This is a genomic window from Leifsonia sp. Ger2509 (genome assembly GCF_055231915.1).
Window position 1 is genome coordinate 473,222 of record NZ_JBUYVB010000003.1, and the last position, 21,694, is coordinate 494,915.

The window sequence follows — 21,694 nt, forward strand, 5'->3', positions numbered from 1 at the left end:
CGGAAAAAGGGTCCAGACAGGCCCGATGAATGAGAAAACCCCGACTCCTTTTCGGCCATAATGGAACAGTGACGAGCACCTCAATATCTCCTACGGCGAGTGCGCCCTCAATCAACCGGCCCAACGTCGTGGCCGTCGGCACCATTGTCTGGCTTGGCAGTGAGGTCATGTTCTTCGCGGGGCTCTTCGCGATCTACTTCACGCTGCGCTCGACATCGCCGGCGCTGTGGGCCGCCGAGACTGCGCACCTCAACATTCCGTACTCGCTGACGAACACGATCATCCTCGTTTCGAGCTCGTTCACGTGCCAGTTCGGCGTCTTCGCAGCCGAGCGCCTCCAGCCCCGCTCCACCGGCTGGAGGCCCAGTCAGTGGGGCATGGTCGAGTGGTTCACGCTCACGTACGCCCTCGGCGCCGTCTTCGTCGCCGGTCAGATCATGGAGTACGCCACGCTCGTCAGTGAGGGCATCTCCCTCAGCTCCAATTCGTATGGCTCGGCGTTCTATCTCACCACCGGCTTCCACGGTCTGCACGTCACCGGTGGTCTCATCGCCTTCCTTCTCGTCATCGGCCGCGCCTTCGCGGTTAAGACCTTCGGGCACAAAGAAGCGACGAGCGCCATCGTCGTTTCGTACTACTGGCACTTCGTCGACGTCGTCTGGATCGGGCTCTTCCTGGTCATCTACGTTCTCAAATAGGAATCAGGAGCAGACCTCACCACCATGCGCGCAAAAACGCACACACCTGCCGGACCTCGTCGGCAGACCCGCAAGGCCGGGCGCAGGCACCCGCTGGCCACGATCGCACTGATCGCGATCGGACTGGGTCTGACCGGTGGAGCCTACGCGGCGTTCAACACCTCGACGGCCTCGGCTGAGCCGACCGTAGCGTCGCAGGAGTCCGTCGACCAGGGCAAGAAGCTCTTCCAGGCCAACTGCGCCACCTGTCACGGTCTGAACGCGACCGGAACGACCAACGGTCCGAGCCTCATCGGCGTCGGCGCAGCGGCGGTCGACTTCCAGGTCGGCACCGGTCGCATGCCGATGGCGATGCAGGGCCCACAGGCCCAGGAGAAGCCGGTGCAGTTCACCGAGGCCGACATCAAGGCGCTCGCCGACTACGTCGCCTCGCTCGCCCCGGGGCCGGCGATCCCCGACGAGTCACTGCTTCAGGGCAACGGCAATGCAGCGAACGGCGGTGAGCTCTTCCGCGTCAACTGCGCGATGTGCCACAACGTCGCCGGCGCGGGCGGTGCTCTCACCGAGGGCAAGTACGCACCGTCGCTGAAGGGCGTCAGCGCGCAGCACATCTACGAGGCCATGGTCACCGGCCCGCAGAACATGCCCGTGTTCAACGACCTGAACATCTCGCCGCAAGGCAAGGCCGACATCATCACGTACCTCAAGTACATCGAGAAGAACCAGTCCCCCGGCGGCTTCGAGCTCGGTTCGCTCGGCCCGGTGGCAGAGGGCCTCTTCCTCTGGATCTTCGGAGTCGGCGCCGTCATCGCGCTGACCGTATGGATCACGGCGAAGTCTAACTAGCCGGTACTTGACATGACACAGCGCACGAAGGAGAACAATGGCACAGGACGATAACGGCGGACACGAGCTGACACCTGCCAGCTCGTCGGCCGTCGAAGTCCACAGGGATGGTGACCCCGGCACCGCGGTCATCCTCAGCGACCGTGTGGAGAACCCGGGCTTCCCGCCGCACCGCATGCGGGTCACCGACATCGACCCGAAGAAGGCTCGTCGGGCCGAGCGGGTGATCTACACGCTCTTCTACCTGTCCATCGCAGGCAGCGTCTGGGCGATCGCCGCATACATGGCGTTCCCGATCGAAGACAACGACCCTGGGTCCGTTCACCTGAACAACATGTTCATCGGCCTCGGGATCGCGCTCGCTCTGCTCGCCATCGGCATCGGCGCCGTCCACTGGGGCAAGGCGCTCATGCACGAGCGCGAGGGCATCGACCTCCGCCACTCCACGCGAGGCAAGGAGCAGACGACCGAGCGCGCTGCGGAGATCCTCCGCATCGCCGACGAGGAGTCCGGATTCAACCGGCGCACGCTCATCCGCAACAGCCTCATCGGCGCACTCGTGGTCTTCCCACTCCCCGCTGTCGTCCTGTTCCGCGGTCTCGCACCGCAGAATGAGAACCCCGTCACCCTTCTCTCCCACACCATGTGGAAGAAGGGCACCCGCCTGACGCGCGACCCATCGGGCACGCCCATCAAGGCCGCCGACGTCACCCTCGGTTCCGCATTCCACGTCATCCCCGAGGGACTCAACGAACGTGAGGACGCACTCGAGCAGAAGGCCAAGGCGGCCGTACTGCTCATGCGCCTCAAGCCGGAAGACCTCCACGTCTCCCCCGCCCGCAAGGACTGGAACTACGACGGCATCGTCGCGTACTCCAAGATCTGCACCCATGTCGGCTGCCCGGTTGCACTGTACGAGCAGCAGACCCACCACTTGCTGTGCCCGTGCCACCAGTCGCAGTTCGACATCACGCACGAGGCCGAAGTGATCTTCGGACCCGCCAAGCGGCCGCTTCCGCAGCTGCCGATCACGATCGACTCCGAGGGTTACCTCATTGCACGCAGTGACTTCACCGAGCCTGTAGGGCCGAGCTTCTGGGAGCGCAGTTGACCACGTCAGCAGCCGCATCGTCTGCGGCACATTTCGAAGGCCCCACGACGGCCACCCCTGCGAAGAAGGGCGGCTTCACCGCCGCCGCGGCGAACTACATCGAGGACCGCACCAGCATCTCCGGCGCGGTCAAGGAGTTCGGGCGCAAGATCTTCCCCGACCACTGGTCGTTCCTCCTCGGCGAGGTCGCGCTCTACAGCTTCATCGTCATCCTGCTGACGGGAACGTTCCTGACGTTCTTCTTCCAGGCTTCGATGGCCGAGGTCGTCTACAACGGCTCGTATGTACCGCTCAAGGGCGTCTCGATGTCCGCAGCCATGTCGAGCACGCTCAACATCTCGTTCGAGATTCGCGGCGGCCTGCTCATGCGCCAGATCCACCACTGGGCAGCTCTGCTGTTCGTGGCCGCGATCGGCCTGCACATGCTCCGCATCTTCTTCACGGGCGCATTCCGCAAACCCCGCGAGCTCAACTGGGTCATCGGCTTCACGCTGTTCATCCTGGCGATGGCCGAAGGCTTCACCGGTTACTCGCTCCCCGACGACCTGCTCTCGGGCAACGGCCTGCGCATCATCGATGGGCTGGTCAAGGGCATCCCGGTCATCGGAACCTGGACCTCGTTCCTGCTGTTCGGCGGTGAGTTCCCCGGAACGGCGATCGTCGGCCGTCTCTACACGCTGCATATCCTGCTCCTGCCTGCGTTGGTGGTCGCGTTCATCGGGCTGCATCTGGTGTTCGTCGTGATCCACAAGCACACCCAGTACGCGGCACCGGGTCGAACCGAAGGCAACGTCGTCGGCTACCCGGTCCTTCCGGTCTACGCGGCCAAGGCCGGCGGGTTCTTCTTCATCATCTTCGGTGTCATCGCCCTGATCGCATCGCTGTTCACGATCAACCCGATCTGGAACTACGGTCCATACGACCCGTCGCCCGTCTCCGCAGGAACGCAGCCGGACTGGTACATCGGATTCGCCGACGGCGCCCTGCGATTGATACCACCGGGCTGGGAGTTCGTCTGGCTCAACCGAACGTGGTCGTTCAACATCATCGTCCCGCTCGTGGCCATCGGCATCTTCATCGTGCTGGTGATGTTCTACCCGTTCATCGAAGCCTGGATCACCGGCGACAAGCGTGAGCACCACCTGCTCGACCGTCCACGGAACGCGGCGACGCGCACTGCGATCGGGGCGGCCGGTGTCACGTTCTACGCGGCCCTGTGGGCTGCCGCGAGCTCGGACATCATCGCGACGCACTTCAAGGTGACGATGGAAGGAGTGATCCACACCATCCAGGCCATGGCGGTCCTCGGCCCGTTCATCGCCTACTTCATCACGAAGCGCGTGTGCATCGCCCTTCAGAAGAAGGACCGCTCGATCGCTCTCCACGGCTTCGAGTCCGGTCGTATCGTCAAGCTCCCCGGTGGCGAGTTCATCGAGGTTCACGAGCCCCTCGACGAGTACGAGCGCTGGCGTCTGGTCAGCTTCGACACCTACGAGCCGCTGATGATCCGTCCGAACAAGCAGGGGAAGATCACCCTCGGAACGCGGATGCGGTCCGGGCTCTCGCGGTGGTTCTTCGAAGACCGGATCCTGCCTCCGACCAAGGGCGAGCTCGAGTCCAGTTCGGGCCACCACTGACCTGTCGAACTGCGCGAATGCGCCGGCTGCGATCTCAATCGCACCGGCGCATTCGTCGTTCAACGCTGGTCGCGCGTGGGAGGAGACCGGATGTCCGCTGAGACGCTCGCAGAGTGGCTCCTCTGCCCGGTGTGCAACGAACCGCTGACAGCCACCTCAGTGACCGTTCTGGGCTGCGTGAACGGCCACCGGCATGACATCAACAAGCGCGGTTATGTGACCCTTATCGGTCCCCGGTCGCATGTCGTCGGCGACACCGCCGCGATGTTGGATGCCCGTGCGCGCGTGCTCGAGCGAGGAACCTATCGACCGATCGTCGAAGCGATCACTGCGATCCTCACCGCGACCACGACCACGACCACGGCGCCACGCCGCATCGTCGACGCGGGCGCTGGGACCGGCTACTACCTGCGTTCCGTTCTCGCGAGCTCGCCGGAGGCCAGAGGCCTGGCACTGGACCTCTCCCCTGCCGCCATTGCGCGAGCAGTACGCGATTCAGCATCGATCGATGGAGTCGTTGCCGACACCTGGCAGCCGCTGCCGATTCGCGACGGGATCGCCGATATCATCCTGAACGTCTTCGCTCCGCGCAACCTGCCCGAATTCCACCGCATCCTCGCGCCTGGCGGCCTGCTCGCCGTGGTCGTACCCCGATCGGAGCACCTGCAGGAACTCCGCAAGGCTGGGCGACTGCTCGGTGTGCCGACGGAAAAAGCACGAACGCTCCTTGATTCGACCAGCGCCCTCTTCACCCTTGCGGGCAGCTCCGAGGTCGTGTTCGACATTCCATACGAGCTGGCGCTCGCGGACGCGCTTGTTGCGATGGGACCGTCGGCCCATCACGTCCTGGCCGCGGGCTCGGAAACAAGGAGCGCCGCAGAGGTCGCTGCGATCGCCGGTTCGACCGTCACTGCGGCCGTCGACGTTCTCGCTTTCAAACCGCGCTGACACGCGGGACGGACTTAACGGAATCGAGGTGCGAGTCCGCGGCCGCCGAGTTAAGCTCGACGATCCTGGGCCCGCACCTCGTACCGTGCGACTGACGATCAGCGCGCGAAGTATCCGCGATAGTACTCGTAGGTCCAGCCGACCAGGCAGACGATGGTGAATGCCACCCCGATGTAGGCGATCCAGAATCCGACCGCCAGTCCGAGAACCACAAGACCTGCGCCGAATGCGAGTGCGATCGGCCACCAGCTCCACGGGCTGAAGTGCCCGAGCTCGGGATCACCGTCATCCACGTTCGCATCCAGGCGGTCCTCAGGCAGCTCTCCACCCTGCGACGAGTGCGACCGGCCGATGTAGAAGGCGAGGAACGATCCCAGGATCGTGCTCAGCGTGAGCGCGACGGTGCCGACCCACTCAACCTTGCCGTAATACAGCAGGCTCCAGACGGTATAGAGGGCGGCCGAGAGGAAGAAGAACCCGGCGAGGATCCAGAACAAGTTCGCGTTTGCCCTCATGTCACTTCACCTTCTCGCTGTCGAGGTCGTACAGGGGGGCGTCCGGCGCGTCTTTTCCGGCCCCGATCCCGAGCGGGATACCCGCCTCCGGATGGTTGAGGTCGAACGCCGGCGATTCGCTGCGGATGCGGGGAATCGAGGTGAAGTTGTGCCGGGGCGGCGGGCAGCTGGTCGCCCACTCGAGCGATCGTCCGTAGCCCCACGGGTCGTTCACCGTCACGCGCGGAGCGTTGCGAGCCGTCAGATACACGTTCACGAAGAACGGGATCATCGAGACGGCGAGGATTCCAGCGCCGATACTCGATACCTGGTTCATCCAGGTGAAGCCGTCCTGGGGCAGGTAGGTCGCGTACCGTCGCGGCATACCGATGACGCCGAGCCAGTGCTGGATCAGGAACGTGGTGTGGAAGCCGATGAAGAGCAACCAGAAGTGCCACTTGCCGAGTCGGTCGTTGAGCATCTTGCCGGTCCACTTCGGCCACCAGAAGTAGAAACCAGAGAACATCGCGAAGACGACGGTCCCGAAGACGACGTAGTGGAAGTGGGCCACGACGAAGTAGGTGTCGGACACGTGGAAGTCGAGCGGCGGCGAGGCCAGGATCACTCCGGTGAGACCACCGAACGTGAACGTGATGAGGAACCCGATCGCCCAGAGCATCGGCGACTCGAACGTGATTGAGCCACGCCACATCGTTCCGATCCAGTTGAAGATCTTCACACCCGTCGGCACCGCGATGAGCATCGTCATCAGCGAGAAGAACGGGAGCAGGACCGACCCGGTCACGTACATGTGGTGAGCCCACACGGTGACGGAGAGGGCGGCGATGGATATCGTCGCGTAGATCAGGGTCTTGTATCCGAAGATCGGCTTGCGGCTGAAGACAGGGAACACCTCTGAAACGATGCCGAAGAACGGCAGGGCGATGATGTACACCTCAGGATGTCCGAAGAACCAGAACAGGTGCTGCCAGAGCAGCACACCGCCATTGGCCGCGTCATAGATGTGCGCGTCGAAGACGCGGTCGGCTGCGAGGGCGAAGAGCGCGGCAGCGAGGACCGGGAACGCCATGAGCACGAGGATCGAGGTGACGAGGGCGTTCCAGGTGAAGATCGGCATGCGGAACATCGTCATGCCCGGGGCCCGCATGGTGATGATCGTCGTGATGAAGTTCACAGCACCGAGGATCGTTCCGAAACCGGAGAGGCCGAGGCCGAGCACCCAGAGGTTGCCGCCCACCCCGGGCGAGAACGTCGTGCTGTTCAGTGGCGCGTAAGCGAACCATCCGAACGAAGCCGCACCCTGCGGGGTCAGGAATCCCGCGACGGCGATGAGCGAACCGAAACTGTAGAACCAGTACGCAAGCGCGTTCAACCGCGGGAAGGCGACGTCGGGCGCGCCGATCTGGAGCGGCATCAGTGCGTTCACGAATCCGGCGAAGAGCGGCGTCGCGAACATCAGGAGCATGATCGTGCCGTGCATGGTGAACAGCTGGTTGTACTGTTCTTTCGTCTGGACGACCTGGAGGCCGGGTTCGAAGAGCTGGGCGCGGATGATCAGCGCCATCACGCCACCGATGAGGAAGTACAGGAACGAGGTCACCAGGTACAGGTAACCGATCGTCTTGTGGTCGGTCGAGGTGATGTAGCTGACCAGGAGGTTGCCCTTGCGCTCCACCTTGCCGGCATTGAACGCCTGAGTGGCTTTGGGGAGCGGGGTCGCCGTCGATGCGGGAGCGGGTGCTGTCGTCGTAGTCATGGATGCCCCTACTGGTTTACCTTCGGCGCGGTGGTGCCGGGCAGGTTGTTGTTGCGGTCGTACTCGATGCCGAGCTGGCCTTCGTATCCCTTGTCACGCAGGGACTGGATGTGCGCGTCGTACTCTGCCTGCGGGACGATCTTCAGGTTGAAGAGCATCGCCGAGTGATACTCGCCGCAGAGCTCCGCGCACTTTCCGACGAACGTTCCCGTACGGCTGGTCGTGCTGAAGTACATGTAGTTCGTCTTGCCCGGGATGACGTCTTTCTTGTAGAGCATCGCCGGTACCCAGAACGAGTGGATCACGTCGCGCGAGTCGAGGATGATCGTGACCGTCTTGTTCTCGGGGAGATAGAGCGTCGGGATCTTGCTCTCCTCGACGGTTCCCGGCGTCGAGCTCGCGTCGTCGGGCTGGGCCTGGATTCCCGGGTCGTAGACGTTCTCGTTGACGTAGTTGAAGTCCCATGCCCACTGCTTGGCGAGGACGTGGATCTTGATGTCGGGATTTGCGTACGGCTGCTCGATTGCTTCCTGGTCGCGCGCCGTGAACGCGAAGAAACCGAGGACGAGGATCAGCGGGACGATCGTGTAGAAGATCTCGATCGGCATGTTGTAGCGCAACTGCGCGGGAAGGCCGGTCTGTCCCTTGCGGCGGCGATAGACGATGACCGCCCAGATCACGAGGCCCCAGACGATCACACCCACGACCAGCAGCACGATCCAGCTCGTCACCCAGAGGCCGCTGATGCGCTCTGTGTGGTTCGTCACGGGTGGCTGTCCGGCCTGGAAGCCGGGCAGGAATCCGTGGAGCTGGGCTTCGGTGCACCCTGCCAGTACGAATGCAAGTGTCGCTGCGATCGGAATAGCAGCCCATCGGAGACGACGATTGTGACGCACCGGTGACCTTTCGAGAGACTCGTGAACAGTTCAGAAGCAACTGTATTGACCGTATCTACCCTACTCCGAGACACACGCCGGAATGAACCAGAATGGGCCGCCCCGAAGGACGGCCCTGACCGGATTCTTGTGGTATTGCGGACTCAGTGGAAAGAGTCTCCGCAGGCGCAGCTTCCCGATGCATTCGGGTTGTCGATGGTGAACCCCTGCTTCTGGATCGTGTCCTCGAAGTCGATCGTCGCGCCATCGAGGTACGGCACGCTCATCTTGTCGACGATGACCTCGACGCCGTCGAAGTCCACTGTCGCGTCTCCGTCGAGCATGCGCTCGTCGAAGTACAGCTGGTAGATGAGGCCGGAGCATCCGCCGGGCTGCACCGCGACGCGCAGGCGGAGGTCATCACGGCCCTCCTGCTCGAGCAGGCTCCGCACCTTGCCGGCGGCCGTGTCCGTGAGGCCCACGCCGTGGGCTCGGGTCTCAGCGAGTGTCGTGTCGGTCATAGCGCTCCTGACGAGTTGTGAAGGGTGTCGATCGAAATCTACCGAGATTCTACGTCGGAAAACTCGAAAGTCGCCGTGATCATTCCGTCGTGCGCCGATCCAGCCGCGAAAGCAGGAGCGCTTCGGTCAGCACTGCCCGCTTGAACACGCCCAGGTGCAGCGACTCGTTGGGGCTGTGCGCACGCGAATCCGGATCCTCGACCCCGGTGACGAGGATCTGCGCGCCGGGAAAGACGCGCACGAGATCTGCGATGAAGGGGATGGAGCCGCCGACGCCCATCTCGACCGGATCGGCGCCCCACGCATCCGCCATCGCCCGCTTGGCCTCCGCCACAGCCCAGCCGGACGTGTCCACCAGGAACGGGTCGCCGAGGTCCACATCGTCGATCTCGATGTGCGCTCCGAACGGTGCGTTCGCGCGCAGGTGGCGTTCGAGAGCGGCGTAGGCGTCCGACGCCTTCTGCCCGGGCGCGATCCGCGCGCTGATGCGGACCGCCACCGACGGCGCCAGGGTGTTGGACGCGTTGGCCACGCTGGGTGCGTCGATGCCGGTGACCGTGATCGACGGCTTCGACCAGATGCGGCTCAGAATCGTACCCGATCCCACAGGGGTGACTCCGTCCAGGAGGGCGGCCTCGTGGCGGAGCTGCTTCTCGTCGTATGCCGGCGTCTCGCCGTCGTGCTCCGCCAGGCCGTCGACGCCGACCGAACCGTCCGGCGCGTGCAGCGTCGACAGCAGCCGGATCATGGCGAGCATCGCATCCGGGACCGCGCCCCCGAACATGCCGGAATGCGACGCGTGGCCGAGCGTCTTGACGGTCAGGCGGAATGTGACGTTCCCGCGCAGGCCGACGGTGAGTGCGGGGGTGTCGAGATCCCAGTTGTCGGAATCGGCCACGACGATCACGTCGGCCGCCAAAGCGTCGCGGTTCAGTTCGAGGAAGTTCGCGAACGACCGGGAGCCGAACTCCTCCTCCCCCTCGATGAACACGGCGAGACCGAGGTCGAAATCGTCGCCGTGCGCCTCGAGCAGGGCGCGGACCGACGCGACGTGCGCCATGACACCGGCTTTGTCGTCGGCCGCGCCCCGCCCGTAGAGGCGGTCACCGCGCACGGTCGGCTCGAACGGCGACGTCTCCCAGTCCTCGCCACGGCCGGGCGGCTGCACGTCGTGGTGTGCGTAAAGCAGGACTGTCGGGCGCCCGTTTCGGGCTGCACGCGTCGCGAGGATGGCCGGCTGACCGAGCTCGGGGCCATCGCCGATCGGCGCCTGGGCCACGCGCACCGCTTCGAAGGCTCCCGTCCCCTCGAGCAGCGCTGCCACGGCACGCGCGCTCGACACGACGTTCTCCGCGTCGAACGCCGCCCACGAGACCGATGGGATGCGGACGAGGTTCGAGAGGTCGGCGATCGTCGACGGGATGCCGCCCTCGACCGCAGCTCGCACCCGCGCCTCGAGGGCGGCCGGATCGGCGCCGTTCGTTCCCGGCGTAGTCGGCTGTGGATCATTCGTCTGTGGGGGGTTCATCATGCAGGTAATCTTAAGCGGACACCGATCGAGGGCTTACCGTGGCAAAACGAGACACAACGCCGGGCACGACCGCTCCGGCGAACCAGCCGGTCCAGGAGACCGCAGAAGAGACAGCGGCACGGATCGCGGGCAAGGGAGCCCCGACACCGACCCGCCGCCAGCAGGAGGCGGCACGCAAGCGCCCCCTCGTGCCGAACGACCGCAAAGAGGCCGCCCGCCAGGCGCGCATCAAGACGTCCGAGGCCCGTGAGCGCGCCCGCGTCGGCATGGCGGCCGGTGACGACAAGTACCTCACGGTCCGCGACCGCGGTCCTCAGCGACGCTACGTGCGCGACTTCGTCGATGCACGCTTCAATATCGGCGAATTCATGATCCCGGTCATGCTGCTCGTCATCGTGCTGACGTTCTTCCCGCAGCGCGACGTCCAGCTGTACGGCATCATCGCGCTCTGGGCGTTCTTCATCATCGCCGTACTGGACTGCTTCTTCCTCGGGTTCATGGTCCGCAGGCGTCTCGGCGCCAAGTTCGGTGCCTCGAAGGTCGAGAAGGGCGTGCGCTGGTACGCAGCGATGCGCGCACTGCAGCTGCGTGTCATCCGTCTGCCGAAGCCGCAGGTCAAGCGCGGACAGTACCCCAGCTGACCGTGACGATCGTCGCTGCTGCGGACGGCTCTGCCCTCGGTAATCCCGGTCCCGCCGGATGGGCGTGGTACGTCGACGACTCCACCTGGGCGGCCGGCGGCTGGCCGCACGGCACGAACAACCAGGGTGAGTTGATGGCGGTCATCGACCTGCTCGATGCGACCGCGCATCTCGACGACGACCTGCGCATCCTGTGCGACAGCCAGTACGTGATCAATGCCGTCACGAAGTGGATCCCGGGGTGGAAGAGCCGCGGCTGGCGCAAAGCGGACGGCAAACCCGTGCTCAACCGGGAGCTCCTCGAGCGGCTCGACCGCGCGACGATCGGGAGGACGTATACCTTCGAGTGGGTGAAGGGCCACGCCGGTCATGAGCTGAACGAAGCAGCGGATGTGCGGGCACGCGCGGTAGCGACCGCCTACCAGAACGGGTCACCGATTCCGATCGGACCGGGATGGCCGGGGCGCGGAGGCGAGGCACACGCTGGAACCGGGGCCCATCCTGGCACGACCACGCCTGCGGGGTTCGGGGCCGCCGAAACCGGCCCCGAAGTGCCCGCCGCCGCCAAAGCCACGACCACCCAGCTGGACCTTTTCGGCGACGAGGAGTTCATCGCGGCTCCCGACGATCGGGACCAGGTGGTTCTCCTCGAACGCGAACTGCTCGACCCGGCCGTGCGAGCGGATTCGTCGCGCACCGCGGCCATCCTGCACGCCGATTTCGAAGAGATCGGGAGCTCCGGGCGTCTCTGGAGCCGCGACGCTATCGTCAACGAACTCACGGGTCAGGAAACAGAACGTGTCGACTTCGAGCTTCTCGGGAGCGAGCAGGTGGCCACGGATGCGATACTGCTGACCGCGCGGACGTCCGACTCGCGCGGCTCCGCCCTGCGCAGCTCCCTCTGGGTCCGCGTCGACGGACGCTGGCGCCTGCGCTTCCACCAGGGCACTCCGGAAGCCTGAACAGCACGATCGGGCCCAATGGACTCGTCGGCTCAGCGGTCGACGGCGCCGCGGTTGGCGTCGAGGTCACGGTGGGCGACGAGGCCACGGTTGATCTGGCGCGCCCAGAGCGGCCCACGGTACAGGAATGCCGTGTAGCCCTGAACGAGGGTTGCTCCGGCAGCGAGCCGTTCCACGACGTCGGCGGCGGTCTCCACTCCCCCGACGGAGATCACGCAGAGTTCGGCTGGGACGATGGATCGGATCAGGCGCAGCACTTCGAGGGACCGCGGGGCGAGCGGTGCACCGGAGAGACCGCCTGCGCCGGCCGCTTCGACGACGGCCGCGTCCGTGCGCAAGCCATCACGCGAGATCGTCGTGTTCGTGGCGATGATCCCGTCCAGCCCGATCCGCACGACCAGGCCGGCGATCTTCTCGACCTGGTCGTCGGTGAGGTCGGGGGCGATCTTCACCAGAAGGGGAACGCGCACGGCTACCGCCTTGACCTCCGAGAGCAGCGGCTCCAGCTGTTCGAGCTCCTGGAGACCGCGCAGTCCTGGTGTGTTGGGCGAACTGACGTTGACCACGAGGTAGTCGGCCACCGGCGCGAGTGCACGTGCGCTCGCCAGGTAGTCTTCGGTGGCATCGTCGACGGCGACGACCCGGCTCTTCCCGATGTTCACGCCGAGAACGGGGCGATCAGTTCTCCGCGCCGTCTTGCTCAGACGATCGGCCGCCGCTGACGCTCCCCCGTTGTTGAAGCCCATCCGGTTGATGACAGCCCGGTCCGGGATGAGCCGGAACAACCGTGGCTTCTCGTTCCCCGGCTGGGCGATCGCGGTGATCGTGCCCACCTCGACATGGCCGAAACCGAGCTGGCCGAGCCCGACGACCGCCTTGCCGTCTTTGTCGAATCCGGCGGCGACACCGAACGGCGAGTCGAACTCGAGTCCGAGGGTGTTCGTCTTCAGCGATGGATCCGGGCGCGTGAAACGGCGCACCAGCCGTCCGAATCCGAGGGTGGGCAACGCCTGGATCACGACGAATGCCAGATGGTGTGCTCGCTCGGGATCGAGCTTCGACAGGACGAGGGAGAAGAGTGTGCGATACATGCCTGTGTCAGCGTACCGGGACCCGGAGCGAGTGGCTCAGTTGGAAGCGTCGACGCGCTCGGATCCGTGCTCGACACGTAGCTGAGTGATCGCATCCTCGAAATCGTCGAGCGAATCGAACCCCTGGTACACGCTCGCGAATCGCAGGTACGCCACCTCGTCGAGTTCCCGCAGCGGCGGCAGGATGGCCAGTCCGATGTCGTTCGCGTCGATCTGGGACGCGCCGGTCGACCGGATGGTCTCCTCGACTTTCTGGGCCAGCACGGCGAGGTCCGAGTCGGTCACCGGTCGCCCCTGGCAGGCCTTTCGGACGCCGCTCACGATCTTCTCCCGGCTGAACGGCTCTGCCACTCCGCTGCGCTTGATCACGCTCAGGCTGGCCGTCTCGGTCGTGCTGAATCGCCGGCCGCATTCGGGACACTGCCGGCGGCGGCGGATCGACATCCCGTCGTCGCTCGTGCGTGAGTCGATGACTCGGGAGTCCGGATGACGGCAGAAAGGGCAGAACATGGTGCTCGAATCCTAACCGAGTTCGCTTCTCATCCGCCGACGGCGGTGCAGGTCTAGTGGTCCGCCCGGAAGCGGGCGGTGACCGCCTCGCCATGGGCCGGGAGGTCTTCTGCACCAGACAGGGCGACGATGCGCTGTGCCACCACGCCGAGCGCATCCTTGTCGTAGCGGATCACCTGCTGGGGTCGAAGGAACGTATACGCCCCGAGCCCGGGTGAGAACCGCGCCTGTCCGCCGGTCGGCAGCACGTGGTTCGAGCCGGCGAGATAGTCACCGAGGCTCACCGGCGAGTGCGCTCCGATGAAGATCGCACCGGCGTTCTCGATCTGCGAGAGTACAGCCTCGGGTTCCGCCGTCTGGATCTCGAGGTGTTCGGGTCCGTACGCGTTGCTGAAGACCGCCGCGGCCGCCAGGTCGTCCACGAGGACGATCGCCGACTGGGGACCGGACAAGGCGGTCGCAACCCGTTCGGAGTGCCGCGTAGTCGCAACGAGGCGCTCGAGTTCGCGCATGACCTGGTCAGCGAGGGCTGGACTGTCGGTGGCGAGAACCGCCGCCGCCGCCTCATCGTGTTCGGCCTGGCTTACGAGGTCTGCGGCCACGAGGGTCGCATCGGCGGTCTCGTCTGCGATGACCAGGATCTCGGTCGTGCCCGCCTCCGAGTCGATGCCGGCCTGGCCGCGCACCACCCGCTTCGCTGCGGCGACATAGATATTGCCGGGACCCGTGATGACCTGGACAGGATCGAGGCCGATGTCCGCGACTCCGTATGCGAGCGCACCGATCGCTCCCGCACCACCCATGGCGTAGACCTCGTCGATGCCGAGCAGTCCGGCCGCGCCGAGGATGGTCGGATGCACAGCGCCGCCGAACGCGCGCTGCGGCGGACTCGCGAGGGCGATCGAACCGACGCCGGCGACCTGGGCCGGCACTGCGTTCATGATCACGCTGGACGGATAGACGGCTTTGCCGCCCGGCACGTACAACCCGGCGCGGGCCACGGGCTGCCACCGCTGCACGATGGAGGCACCGGGACCGATCGTCGTCGTCGCCTCTGCGGGGACCTGAGCGGCGGTGGCCCGACGGACGCGGACGATCGCTTCTTCGAGCGCCTCCCGGACATCCGCCGGAAGCGCCCGGACCGCTGCCTCGATCTCCGTGGCCGGCACGCGAATCGTGTTCGCACGGCCGCCGTCGAACTTCTCGGCCTGCTCGTCGAGTGCCTCGCGGCCGCGGGCCCGAACGTCGTCGATGAGGTCGGTCGCGACATGCAGTGCAACACTGACATCGACGGCAGGCCGCGGCACCAGACTGGTGAAGTCGGCGCAATTAGGCTGGATTCCGCGAAGATCGATGGTCTGCATCATGGCCCGTCAAGCCTATCCGTTCCGGCCTTCGTGCCCCGTTCCCTCCACAGGCAAGGAATAACCATGAGGCACCGACTGCTTCGTGCATGTGTATGAACAGCTTCGCGCTCCCCGACAACAGGCTGCCCTCCGACCGGGTGGAGCCCGACGTCACCCCTGACCTGGCGGCCTTCCGGCAGAGCTTCCGACGGCATGCGGCGGGCGTCGCGATCATCACAGCGCTCGATACCCACGGAAACCCTGTCGGGTTCACGGCGACCTCCCTGGCTTCGCTGGCGGCCGTGCCGCCGCTTGCCACATTCAACATCGCCAGGAGCGCGTCCAGCTGGCCCGCTCTCGCCGAGACCGATCGACTGGTCATCCACACGCTCGGCGTGCGCAACCGTGCCGTAGCCCAGAAGCTCTCCGCCGAGAACACCCAGCGCTTCGTCGGCGACCACTGGTATCCGGGACCGCACGGTCTCCCGATCATCAAGGATGTGACGAGCTGGATGATCGGCAGGATCGTCGAGCGCTTCCCGGTGCACACGAACGCCGTCGTCGTCGTTCAGATCGAGCAGGGCGAGCTCGGCGAAGACGACTCACCACTGCTGTACCACGAGCGAACGTATTTCGCGCCCGGCGAGCCTGCCTGACGGTGCCGCGATAGGTGTCGGCTCAGCTCAGGCAGTTGGGTCCGAGCAGACCTTTCAGCTCGCCGTAGAGATCTGCGCTCACCGACACCGGGTACGGCACCTCGAACACCCGGGCCGTCTGGCCCTTGATCAGCCTGAGCCGCACTTCGTTCTTGCCGGCATGCCTGATGAGGACGTCGTTCAGCGCTTTGACCGTGTCCGTCGTCGCCCGCTGGTCGGGCAGCGAGATCACGAGGGGTCCTGAGCCCAGGCTCTGCCCCAGGTCGGGCGTGAACAGGCTGAAGGCGTGCAGGTTCATGCCGTCGTCGCGCATGCTGACGCGACCGCGGATGACGACGATCGAGTCTCCGATGAGCGCCGGTGCGAACTCCTGGTACGCCTTGCCCATGAACATGACGGTCATCTCGCCGCCGAAGTCCTCGACCTGGATCATGCCGTACTGGTTGCCGGAGTTCTTCGCCGTGCGGTGCTGCACCGAGGTGACCAGGCCGGCGATCGTCACCGTCTCGCCGTCCTGGGTCGATTCCGAAGCGATGAGGTCGGCGATGCCCGTACTGGCGTGCTTCGCGAGCTGGAGTTCGAGACCGGCGAGCGGATGGTCGGACACGTACAGTCCGAGCATCTCGCGTTCGAAAGCGAGCTTGTCCCGTTTCGCCCATTCCGGCCGGTCGGGCACGCGCTCGTGTACCTCGTCGAACTCGAACATCCCGGCGAAGAGGTCGACCTGCCCGTTCGCCTCGTTTCGCTTGAGGCTGACCGCAGATTCGACGGCGTCTTCGTGGATCTCGACGAGCGCGCGCCTCGTTGCACCTAGTGAGTCGAAGGCACCCGCCTTGATCAGGGATTCCATCGTGCGCTTGTTGGCGACGTGGATGGGAACCTTGGCCAGGAAGTCGTGGAACGACTCGAAACGGCCCTTCGCCTCACGCGCCGCGCGGATGCCGTCGACGACGTTCGTGCCCACGTTGCGGACCGCCCCGAGGCCGAAGCGGATGTCGGACCCGACAGCGGCGAAGAATCCGATCGATTCGTTCACATCGGGTGGCAGCACTTTGATGCCCATCCGGCGGCACTCGTTGAGATAGATGGCCATCTTGTCTTTGGAGTCGCCGACACTGGTGAGCAGAGCAGCCATGTACTCCGCGGGGTAGTGCGCCTTGAGATAGGCGGTCCAGTACGAGACGACTCCGTACGCGGCGGAGTGCGCTTTGTTGAAGGCGTAGTCGGAGAACGGGAGGAGGATCTCCCAGAGCTTGCCGACGGCATCCATCGAGTAGCCGTTCGCCTGCATTCCGGAAGCGAAGCCCTCGAACTGCTTGTCGAGCTCCGACTTCTTCTTCTTGCCCATCGCGCGGCGGAGGATGTCCGCCTGGCCGAGCGAAAATCCAGCGACCTTCTGCGCGATCGCCATCACCTGCTCCTGGTAGATGATCAGGCCGTAGCTGGTCGAGAGGATCTCGGCGAGGGGCTCTGCGAGCTCGGGATGGATCGGCGTGATCTCCTGCAGGTGGTTCTTGCGCAGGGCATAGTTGGTGTGCGAGTTCGCGCCCATCGGGCCCGGCCGGTACAGGGCGATCAGCGCGGAGATGTCTTCGAAGTTGTCCGGCTTCATCAGGCGCAGCAGGGACCTCATCGGGCCGCCGTCCAGCTGGAACACGCCGAGGGTGTCTCCCCGCGAGAGCAGGTCGTATGCCGCGCGATCGTCGAGTTCCAGCTCTTCGAGCACCGGGCGGATGCCGCGGTTGGCCTCGATGTTGTCGAGCGCATCGTTGATGATCGTGAGGTTGCGCAACCCCAGGAAGTCCATCTTGATGAGGCCGAGCGATTCGCAGGCCGGGTAGTCGAACTGCGTGACGATCTGCCCGTCCTGCTCCCGCTTCATGATCGGGATGATGTCGATGAGCGGATCGGAGGACATGATCACGCCCGCGGCGTGCACGCCCCACTGGCGCTTCAGGTTCTCGAGACCGAGCGCCGTGTCGAACACGGTCTTCGCCTCGGCGTCCATCTCGACGACACTGCGGATGTCGGCGGCCTCTTTGTAGCGCGGATGTTCGCGGTCGAAGATGCCCGTGAGTGGGATGTCCTTGCCCATGACGGGCGGTGGCATCGCTTTGGTGAGTTTCTCGCCCATCCCGAACGGGAACCCCAGCACGCGGGACGAGTCCTTCAGTGCCTGCTTGGCTTTGATCGTGCCGTAGGTCACGATCTGCGCGACGCGCTCCTCGCCGTACTTCTCCGTAACGTATTTGATGACTTCACCGCGACGGCGGTCGTCGAAGTCGACGTCGAAGTCGGGCATCGACACGCGGTCGGGGTTGAGGAACCGCTCGAAGATCAGGCCATGACGAAGCGGGTCGAGATCGGTGATCTTCATGGCGTACGCCGCCATCGAGCCTGCACCGGATCCACGACCCGGTCCAACCCGGATTCCATTGCGCTTGGACCAGTTGATGAAGTCGGCGACCACCAGGAAGTAGCCGGGGAAACCCATCTGCGAGATCACGCCGATCTCGTAGTCGGCCTGCTTGCGGACCTCCTCCGGGATGCCCGCGGGGTACCGCTCGTGAAGTCCGGTCTCGACTTCCTTGATGAACCAGGTCTCCTCCGTCTCGCCCGCCGGAACCGGGAAGCGCGGCATGTAGTTCGCGGAGGTGTTGAACTTCACGTCGCAGCGCTCGGCGATCAGGAGGGTGTTGTCGCAGGCCTCCGGGTAGTCGCGGAAGAGCTGGCGCATCTGCGCAGCGGACTTGAGATAGAACTCCTCGGAGTCGAACTTGAAACGGTTCGGGTCGTCGAGCGTCGAGCCCGACTGCACGCAGAGCAGCGCTGCATGGCTGGTCGAGTCGTGCGCGTGCGTGTAGTGGAGGTCGTTCGTGGCGACCAGAGGCAGGTCGAGCTCCTTCGCCAGACGGATCAGGTCACTCATGATGCGCCGCTCGATGCCGAGACCGTGGTCCATGATCTCGCAGAAGAAGTTCTCTTTGCCGAAGATGTCGCGGAACTCCGCTGCGGCCTTCTTCGCTTCGTCGTACTGCCCGAGCCGGAGCCTCGTCTGCACCTCACCACTCGGGCAGCCGGTCGTCGCGATCAGCCCGTCGGAGTACTGGTTCAGCAGCTCGCGATCCATGCGCGGCTTGAAGTAGTAGCCCTCGATCGAGGCGCGGGATGACAACCGGAAGAGGTTGTGCATGCCCTGCGTGGTCGCCGAGAGGAGGGTCATGTGCGTGTAGGAGCCGGCGCCGGACACGTCGTCTTCACCGCCGTCGCCCCAGCGGACACGTGTTCGATCCTGCCTCGCCGTACCCGGTGTCAGATAGGCCTCCGTGCCGATGATCGGCTTGATGCCGGCGTCGGTCGCGGTCTTCCAGAAGTCGAACGCGCCGAAGACGTTGCCGTGGTCGGTGATCGCGACGGCAGGCATCCCCTGCTCGACGGCCGCGTCGATCAGAGGCTTGACGCGCGCGGCCCCGTCGAGCATCGAATACTCGCTGTGGACGTGCAGGTGAACGAACGAGTCGCCGCTTGATGGCACTGTTTCTCCGTCTGGCGATGGTGGTGGATGTCTAGCCTAATTGTCGCGGAGGACATCGAGCGCGTGTTGGAGATCGGCCGGATAGTCGGTTGTGAAACTCACCCACACGCCCGTGGATGGATGGTTGAACGCGAGCTGGACGGCATGAAGCCACTGCCGGGTGAGCCCCAGCCTGGCGGACAGCGTCGGATCAGCTCCGTACATCGAGTCGCCCACGCACGGATGGCGTTGCGCAGCCATGTGGACGCGGATCTGATGCGTCCGGCCGGTCTCCAGATGGATCTCGAGCAGACTCGCTGCCGGGAACGCTTCGATCGTCTCGTAGTGGGTTACGGACGGCTTGCCGTCGGCGATGACCGCGAACTTCCAGTCGGACCGCGGGTGCCGCCCGATCGGCGCGTCGATCGTGCCGGCGAGCGGATCGGGGTGTCCCTGCACGACAGCGTGGTAGATCTTCTCAACCTGGCGGTCGTGGAACGCCTTCTTGAGTGCCGTATACGCTCGCTCGGACTTCGCCACGACCATCAGTCCGCTCGTGCCTGCGTCGAGCCTGTGAACGATCCCCGCGCGCTCGGCTGCGCCTGACGTGGAGATGCGGAAGCCTGCGGCGGCGAGGGCCCCGAGGACGGTCGGCCCGGTCCACCCGACTGACGGATGCGCTGCGACACCGACGGGCTTGTCGATCACCACGAAGTCGTCGTCGTCGTAGACCACCGTGAGTTCGGGTACCGCGATCGGCACGATGACCGCTTCGGTCCGCGGCTCCCAGACCACCTCGAGCCAGCTGCCGGCGCGCAGCCGATCGGACTTGCCGGCGACCGAACCGTCGAGGGTGACTCCCCCGGCCTCGGCGATCTCCGCGGCGAAGCTGCGCGAGAATCCGAGGAGCTTCGCGATGCCCGCGTCGACGCGTGTGCCGTCGAGGCCGTCCGGAAGCGGGAGGCTTCGTGACTCCATAGCGGCCTACGCTGCGTCGGAGCGCGACTCCGGGCTGAGCGGTGTCTCGCCGTCGGGGCTGCCGGAGTCGGATGTGGCGCTCACACCGCCGTCGACGGCAGATGCCGTTCCCGAGCCCCCGCCGTGACCGTGGTGGGACCCGTCGAGTCCGACACCGCGGATGGTGAGGATGATGAACAGCACCATGCTCGAGACGATCGCGACGTCGGCCATGTTGAAGATCGCCGGCAGGAGCGGGATCTGGATGAAGTCGACCACGTGCCCGATGCCGAACCCTGGCTCGCGCAGGAGCCGGTCGGTCAGGTTTCCGAGAAGACCGCCGAGGAGCAGCCCGAACAGGACAGCCCATGCGACGGACTTGATCTTGGGGGCGTACCAGATCACGAAGATCAGCACGCCCACGCCGACGATGGAGAAGATCCAGGTGGACCCGCTCCCGATGGAGAAAGCCGCACCCGAATTCTTCACGAAACGGAACTGAAGGAGTTGACCCAGCACCTGGATCTGCTCGTCTTCGACGAGGTTCTTGACGACGAGGAACTTCGTGATCTGGTCGATCGCATACACGCACAGTGCGACGATGGCCAGAACGACGAGCGCCCGAACGCTGACCTTCGCCCTGGCGCTAGCCTCCAAAGCCCTGGAACGTCGGTGGCTGCGGAGCCGACTCCTGCGAGCCATCCGCCGCGGGAAGCGCGGTGGCCGGAGCCGAGGCTACGACGGGTACCTGCCCGGAGGCCGACGACTGGCTCGCCGAAGCCGGCGCCGCGTAGCTGCCGGTGCCCGAGACGCTCGACGTCTCGAGGTCGCGCAGCTGGCCCTCGATGTAGTTCCGGAGCTGCTGGCGGTATTCGCGCTCGAACGTGCGGAGCTCGTCGATGCGGTGCTCGAGGAGCGCGCGCTCCTGGTCGAGCTGGCTGATCTGGGCGCGCTGCTTGGACTCCGCCTCTGCGACGACCCGTGCGGCGGTGGCGTGGCCTTCGGCGATCAGCGCGTCGCGCTTCTCGATGCCCTCCCGCACGTGTTCTTCGTGCAGGCGACGAGCCAGCTGGAGGAGGTTGTTGGTGCTCGACGGGTCGACCGCGTTCGCGTCGACTGGAGTCGGCGCGGCGTACGCGGGAGCAGCAGGGGCGGCGGCGGCGACGACCGGTGCCGCAACGGTGGCCGGCTCGGGAGCCGCAGGGGTGGCCTGTGCGGCCTGTGCCCCACTGCGCTGGAGCTCGGCGATGCGCGAGTCGCTCGCGACGAGGCGCTGCTTCAGCTCCTCGTTCTCCTGGTTGAGCCGACGGAGCTCGACGACGACCTCGTCGAGAAAGTCGTCGACCTCGTCCTGGTCGTAGCCCTCACGGAACTTCGTCGGTTGGAAACGCTTGTTGACTACATCTTCCGGAGTCAGCGCCATGTCAAGCCACCTTAGATCTTGAAATGCGAACAGAAATCGTGTTCAGCCAACGCTAGCAAAGTCGAACCGAGGTCCGCACGCCGCACGACACGCCAGCGTCGGCTTCGACCAACACTACAGCCCGGCTCCGCGCGCAACGCCGAGCGACCGCGCCGA

20 protein-coding genes are annotated in these 21,694 nt (G+C 65.3%); 8 read left to right on the forward strand and 12 right to left on the reverse strand.

The window, feature by feature from the left end:
* Positions 1–29 precede the first annotated feature (29 nt).
* The 5 genes from ctaE to ACV7NN_RS02545 all read left to right on the forward strand — a co-directional run bounded on the left by ctaE (position 30) and on the right by ACV7NN_RS02545 (position 5,240).
* Positions 30–698, forward strand: coding sequence for an aa3-type cytochrome oxidase subunit III (gene ctaE, locus ACV7NN_RS02525; protein WP_463348014.1), 669 nt, complete (start codon positions 30–32; stop codon positions 696–698).
* 24 nt (positions 699–722) lie between these two features.
* A complete protein-coding gene (gene qcrC / locus ACV7NN_RS02530; RefSeq protein ID WP_463348015.1) occupies positions 723–1,544 on the forward strand; it encodes a cytochrome bc1 complex diheme cytochrome c subunit in 822 nt (273 codons plus the stop codon).
* 37 nt (positions 1,545–1,581) lie between these two features.
* Positions 1,582–2,655 (forward strand): cytochrome bc1 complex Rieske iron-sulfur subunit, encoded by a 1,074-nt coding sequence (qcrA, locus tag ACV7NN_RS02535; RefSeq protein WP_463348016.1) that lies wholly within the window; start codon positions 1,582–1,584, stop codon positions 2,653–2,655.
* Entirely contained in the window at positions 2,652–4,292 is a 1,641-nt protein-coding gene (gene qcrB, locus ACV7NN_RS02540) for a cytochrome bc1 complex cytochrome b subunit (protein ID WP_463348017.1), read from the forward strand. The genes qcrA and qcrB overlap by 4 nt, the downstream gene beginning before the upstream one ends.
* Before the next feature lie 90 nt (positions 4,293–4,382).
* Entirely contained in the window at positions 4,383–5,240 is an 858-nt protein-coding gene (locus ACV7NN_RS02545; RefSeq protein WP_463348018.1) for a methyltransferase domain-containing protein, read from the forward strand.
* A gap of 98 nt (positions 5,241–5,338) precedes the next feature.
* On the opposite strand, the gene ACV7NN_RS02550 is transcribed toward ACV7NN_RS02545, so the two are convergent.
* The 5 genes from ACV7NN_RS02550 to ACV7NN_RS02570 form a co-directional block, all read right to left on the reverse strand.
* Positions 5,339–5,755, reverse strand: coding sequence for a cytochrome c oxidase subunit 4 (locus tag ACV7NN_RS02550; RefSeq protein ID WP_463348019.1), 417 nt, complete (start codon positions 5,753–5,755; stop codon positions 5,339–5,341).
* Position 5,756: 1 nt separating this feature from the next.
* Positions 5,757–7,511, reverse strand: a complete 1,755-nt coding sequence (gene ctaD / locus ACV7NN_RS02555) for an aa3-type cytochrome oxidase subunit I (protein ID WP_463348020.1) — start codon at positions 7,509–7,511, stop codon at positions 5,757–5,759.
* An 8-nt stretch (positions 7,512–7,519) separates the two neighbouring features.
* Positions 7,520–8,407, reverse strand: coding sequence for an aa3-type cytochrome oxidase subunit II (gene ctaC, locus ACV7NN_RS02560; protein WP_463348021.1), 888 nt, complete (start codon positions 8,405–8,407; stop codon positions 7,520–7,522).
* Between the two features lie 143 nt (positions 8,408–8,550).
* Positions 8,551–8,907 (reverse strand): iron-sulfur cluster insertion protein ErpA, encoded by a 357-nt coding sequence (gene erpA / locus ACV7NN_RS02565; protein WP_345761034.1) that lies wholly within the window; start codon positions 8,905–8,907, stop codon positions 8,551–8,553.
* A 79-nt stretch (positions 8,908–8,986) separates the two neighbouring features.
* On the reverse strand, positions 8,987–10,435 hold the full coding sequence (locus ACV7NN_RS02570; RefSeq protein WP_463351218.1) for a M20/M25/M40 family metallo-hydrolase: 1,449 nt from the start codon (positions 10,433–10,435) through the stop codon (positions 8,987–8,989).
* A 41-nt stretch (positions 10,436–10,476) separates the two neighbouring features.
* Between ACV7NN_RS02570 and ACV7NN_RS02575 the strand changes: the two genes are divergently transcribed.
* Together ACV7NN_RS02575 and ACV7NN_RS02580 are read left to right on the forward strand one after the other, a co-directional pair.
* Positions 10,477–11,079, forward strand: a complete 603-nt coding sequence (locus ACV7NN_RS02575; RefSeq protein WP_463348022.1) for a DUF3043 domain-containing protein — start codon at positions 10,477–10,479, stop codon at positions 11,077–11,079.
* A gap of 2 nt (positions 11,080–11,081) precedes the next feature.
* Positions 11,082–12,041, forward strand: coding sequence for an RNase H family protein (locus ACV7NN_RS02580; protein WP_463348023.1), 960 nt, complete (start codon positions 11,082–11,084; stop codon positions 12,039–12,041).
* Between the two features lie 32 nt (positions 12,042–12,073).
* Here ACV7NN_RS02580 and ACV7NN_RS02585 read toward each other — a convergent pair whose 3' ends face one another.
* The 3 genes from ACV7NN_RS02585 to hisD are packed head-to-tail and all read right to left on the reverse strand — an operon-like array spanning position 12,074 to position 15,009.
* Entirely contained in the window at positions 12,074–13,132 is a 1,059-nt protein-coding gene (locus tag ACV7NN_RS02585; RefSeq protein WP_463348024.1) for a quinone-dependent dihydroorotate dehydrogenase, read from the reverse strand.
* 36 nt (positions 13,133–13,168) lie between these two features.
* Positions 13,169–13,642 (reverse strand): transcriptional regulator NrdR, encoded by a 474-nt coding sequence (nrdR, locus tag ACV7NN_RS02590; protein WP_463348025.1) that lies wholly within the window; start codon positions 13,640–13,642, stop codon positions 13,169–13,171.
* 53 nt (positions 13,643–13,695) lie between these two features.
* Entirely contained in the window at positions 13,696–15,009 is a 1,314-nt protein-coding gene (gene hisD, locus ACV7NN_RS02595; protein ID WP_463348026.1) for a histidinol dehydrogenase, read from the reverse strand.
* Positions 15,010–15,101: 92 nt separating this feature from the next.
* Here hisD and ACV7NN_RS02600 point away from each other — a divergent pair, with 92 nt between their 5' ends.
* On the forward strand, positions 15,102–15,644 hold the full coding sequence (locus ACV7NN_RS02600; RefSeq protein ID WP_463348027.1) for a flavin reductase family protein: 543 nt from the start codon (positions 15,102–15,104) through the stop codon (positions 15,642–15,644).
* Positions 15,645–15,666: 22 nt separating this feature from the next.
* On the opposite strand, the gene dnaE is transcribed toward ACV7NN_RS02600, so the two are convergent.
* From dnaE to ACV7NN_RS02620, 4 genes are read right to left on the reverse strand one after another with little or no spacing between them, the layout of a single operon-like run.
* Positions 15,667–19,179 (reverse strand): DNA polymerase III subunit alpha, encoded by a 3,513-nt coding sequence (dnaE, locus tag ACV7NN_RS02605; RefSeq protein WP_463348028.1) that lies wholly within the window; start codon positions 19,177–19,179, stop codon positions 15,667–15,669.
* A gap of 36 nt (positions 19,180–19,215) precedes the next feature.
* Complete coding sequence (locus ACV7NN_RS02610) at positions 19,216–20,136, reverse strand: RluA family pseudouridine synthase (protein ID WP_463348029.1); 921 nt, start codon at positions 20,134–20,136, stop codon at positions 19,216–19,218.
* A gap of 6 nt (positions 20,137–20,142) precedes the next feature.
* Positions 20,143–20,772, reverse strand: a complete 630-nt coding sequence (lspA, locus tag ACV7NN_RS02615; RefSeq protein ID WP_463348030.1) for a signal peptidase II — start codon at positions 20,770–20,772, stop codon at positions 20,143–20,145.
* Positions 20,762–21,538, reverse strand: coding sequence for a DivIVA domain-containing protein (locus tag ACV7NN_RS02620; protein ID WP_463348031.1), 777 nt, complete (start codon positions 21,536–21,538; stop codon positions 20,762–20,764). The genes lspA and ACV7NN_RS02620 overlap by 11 nt, the downstream gene beginning before the upstream one ends.
* Positions 21,539–21,694: the final 156 nt, after the last annotated feature.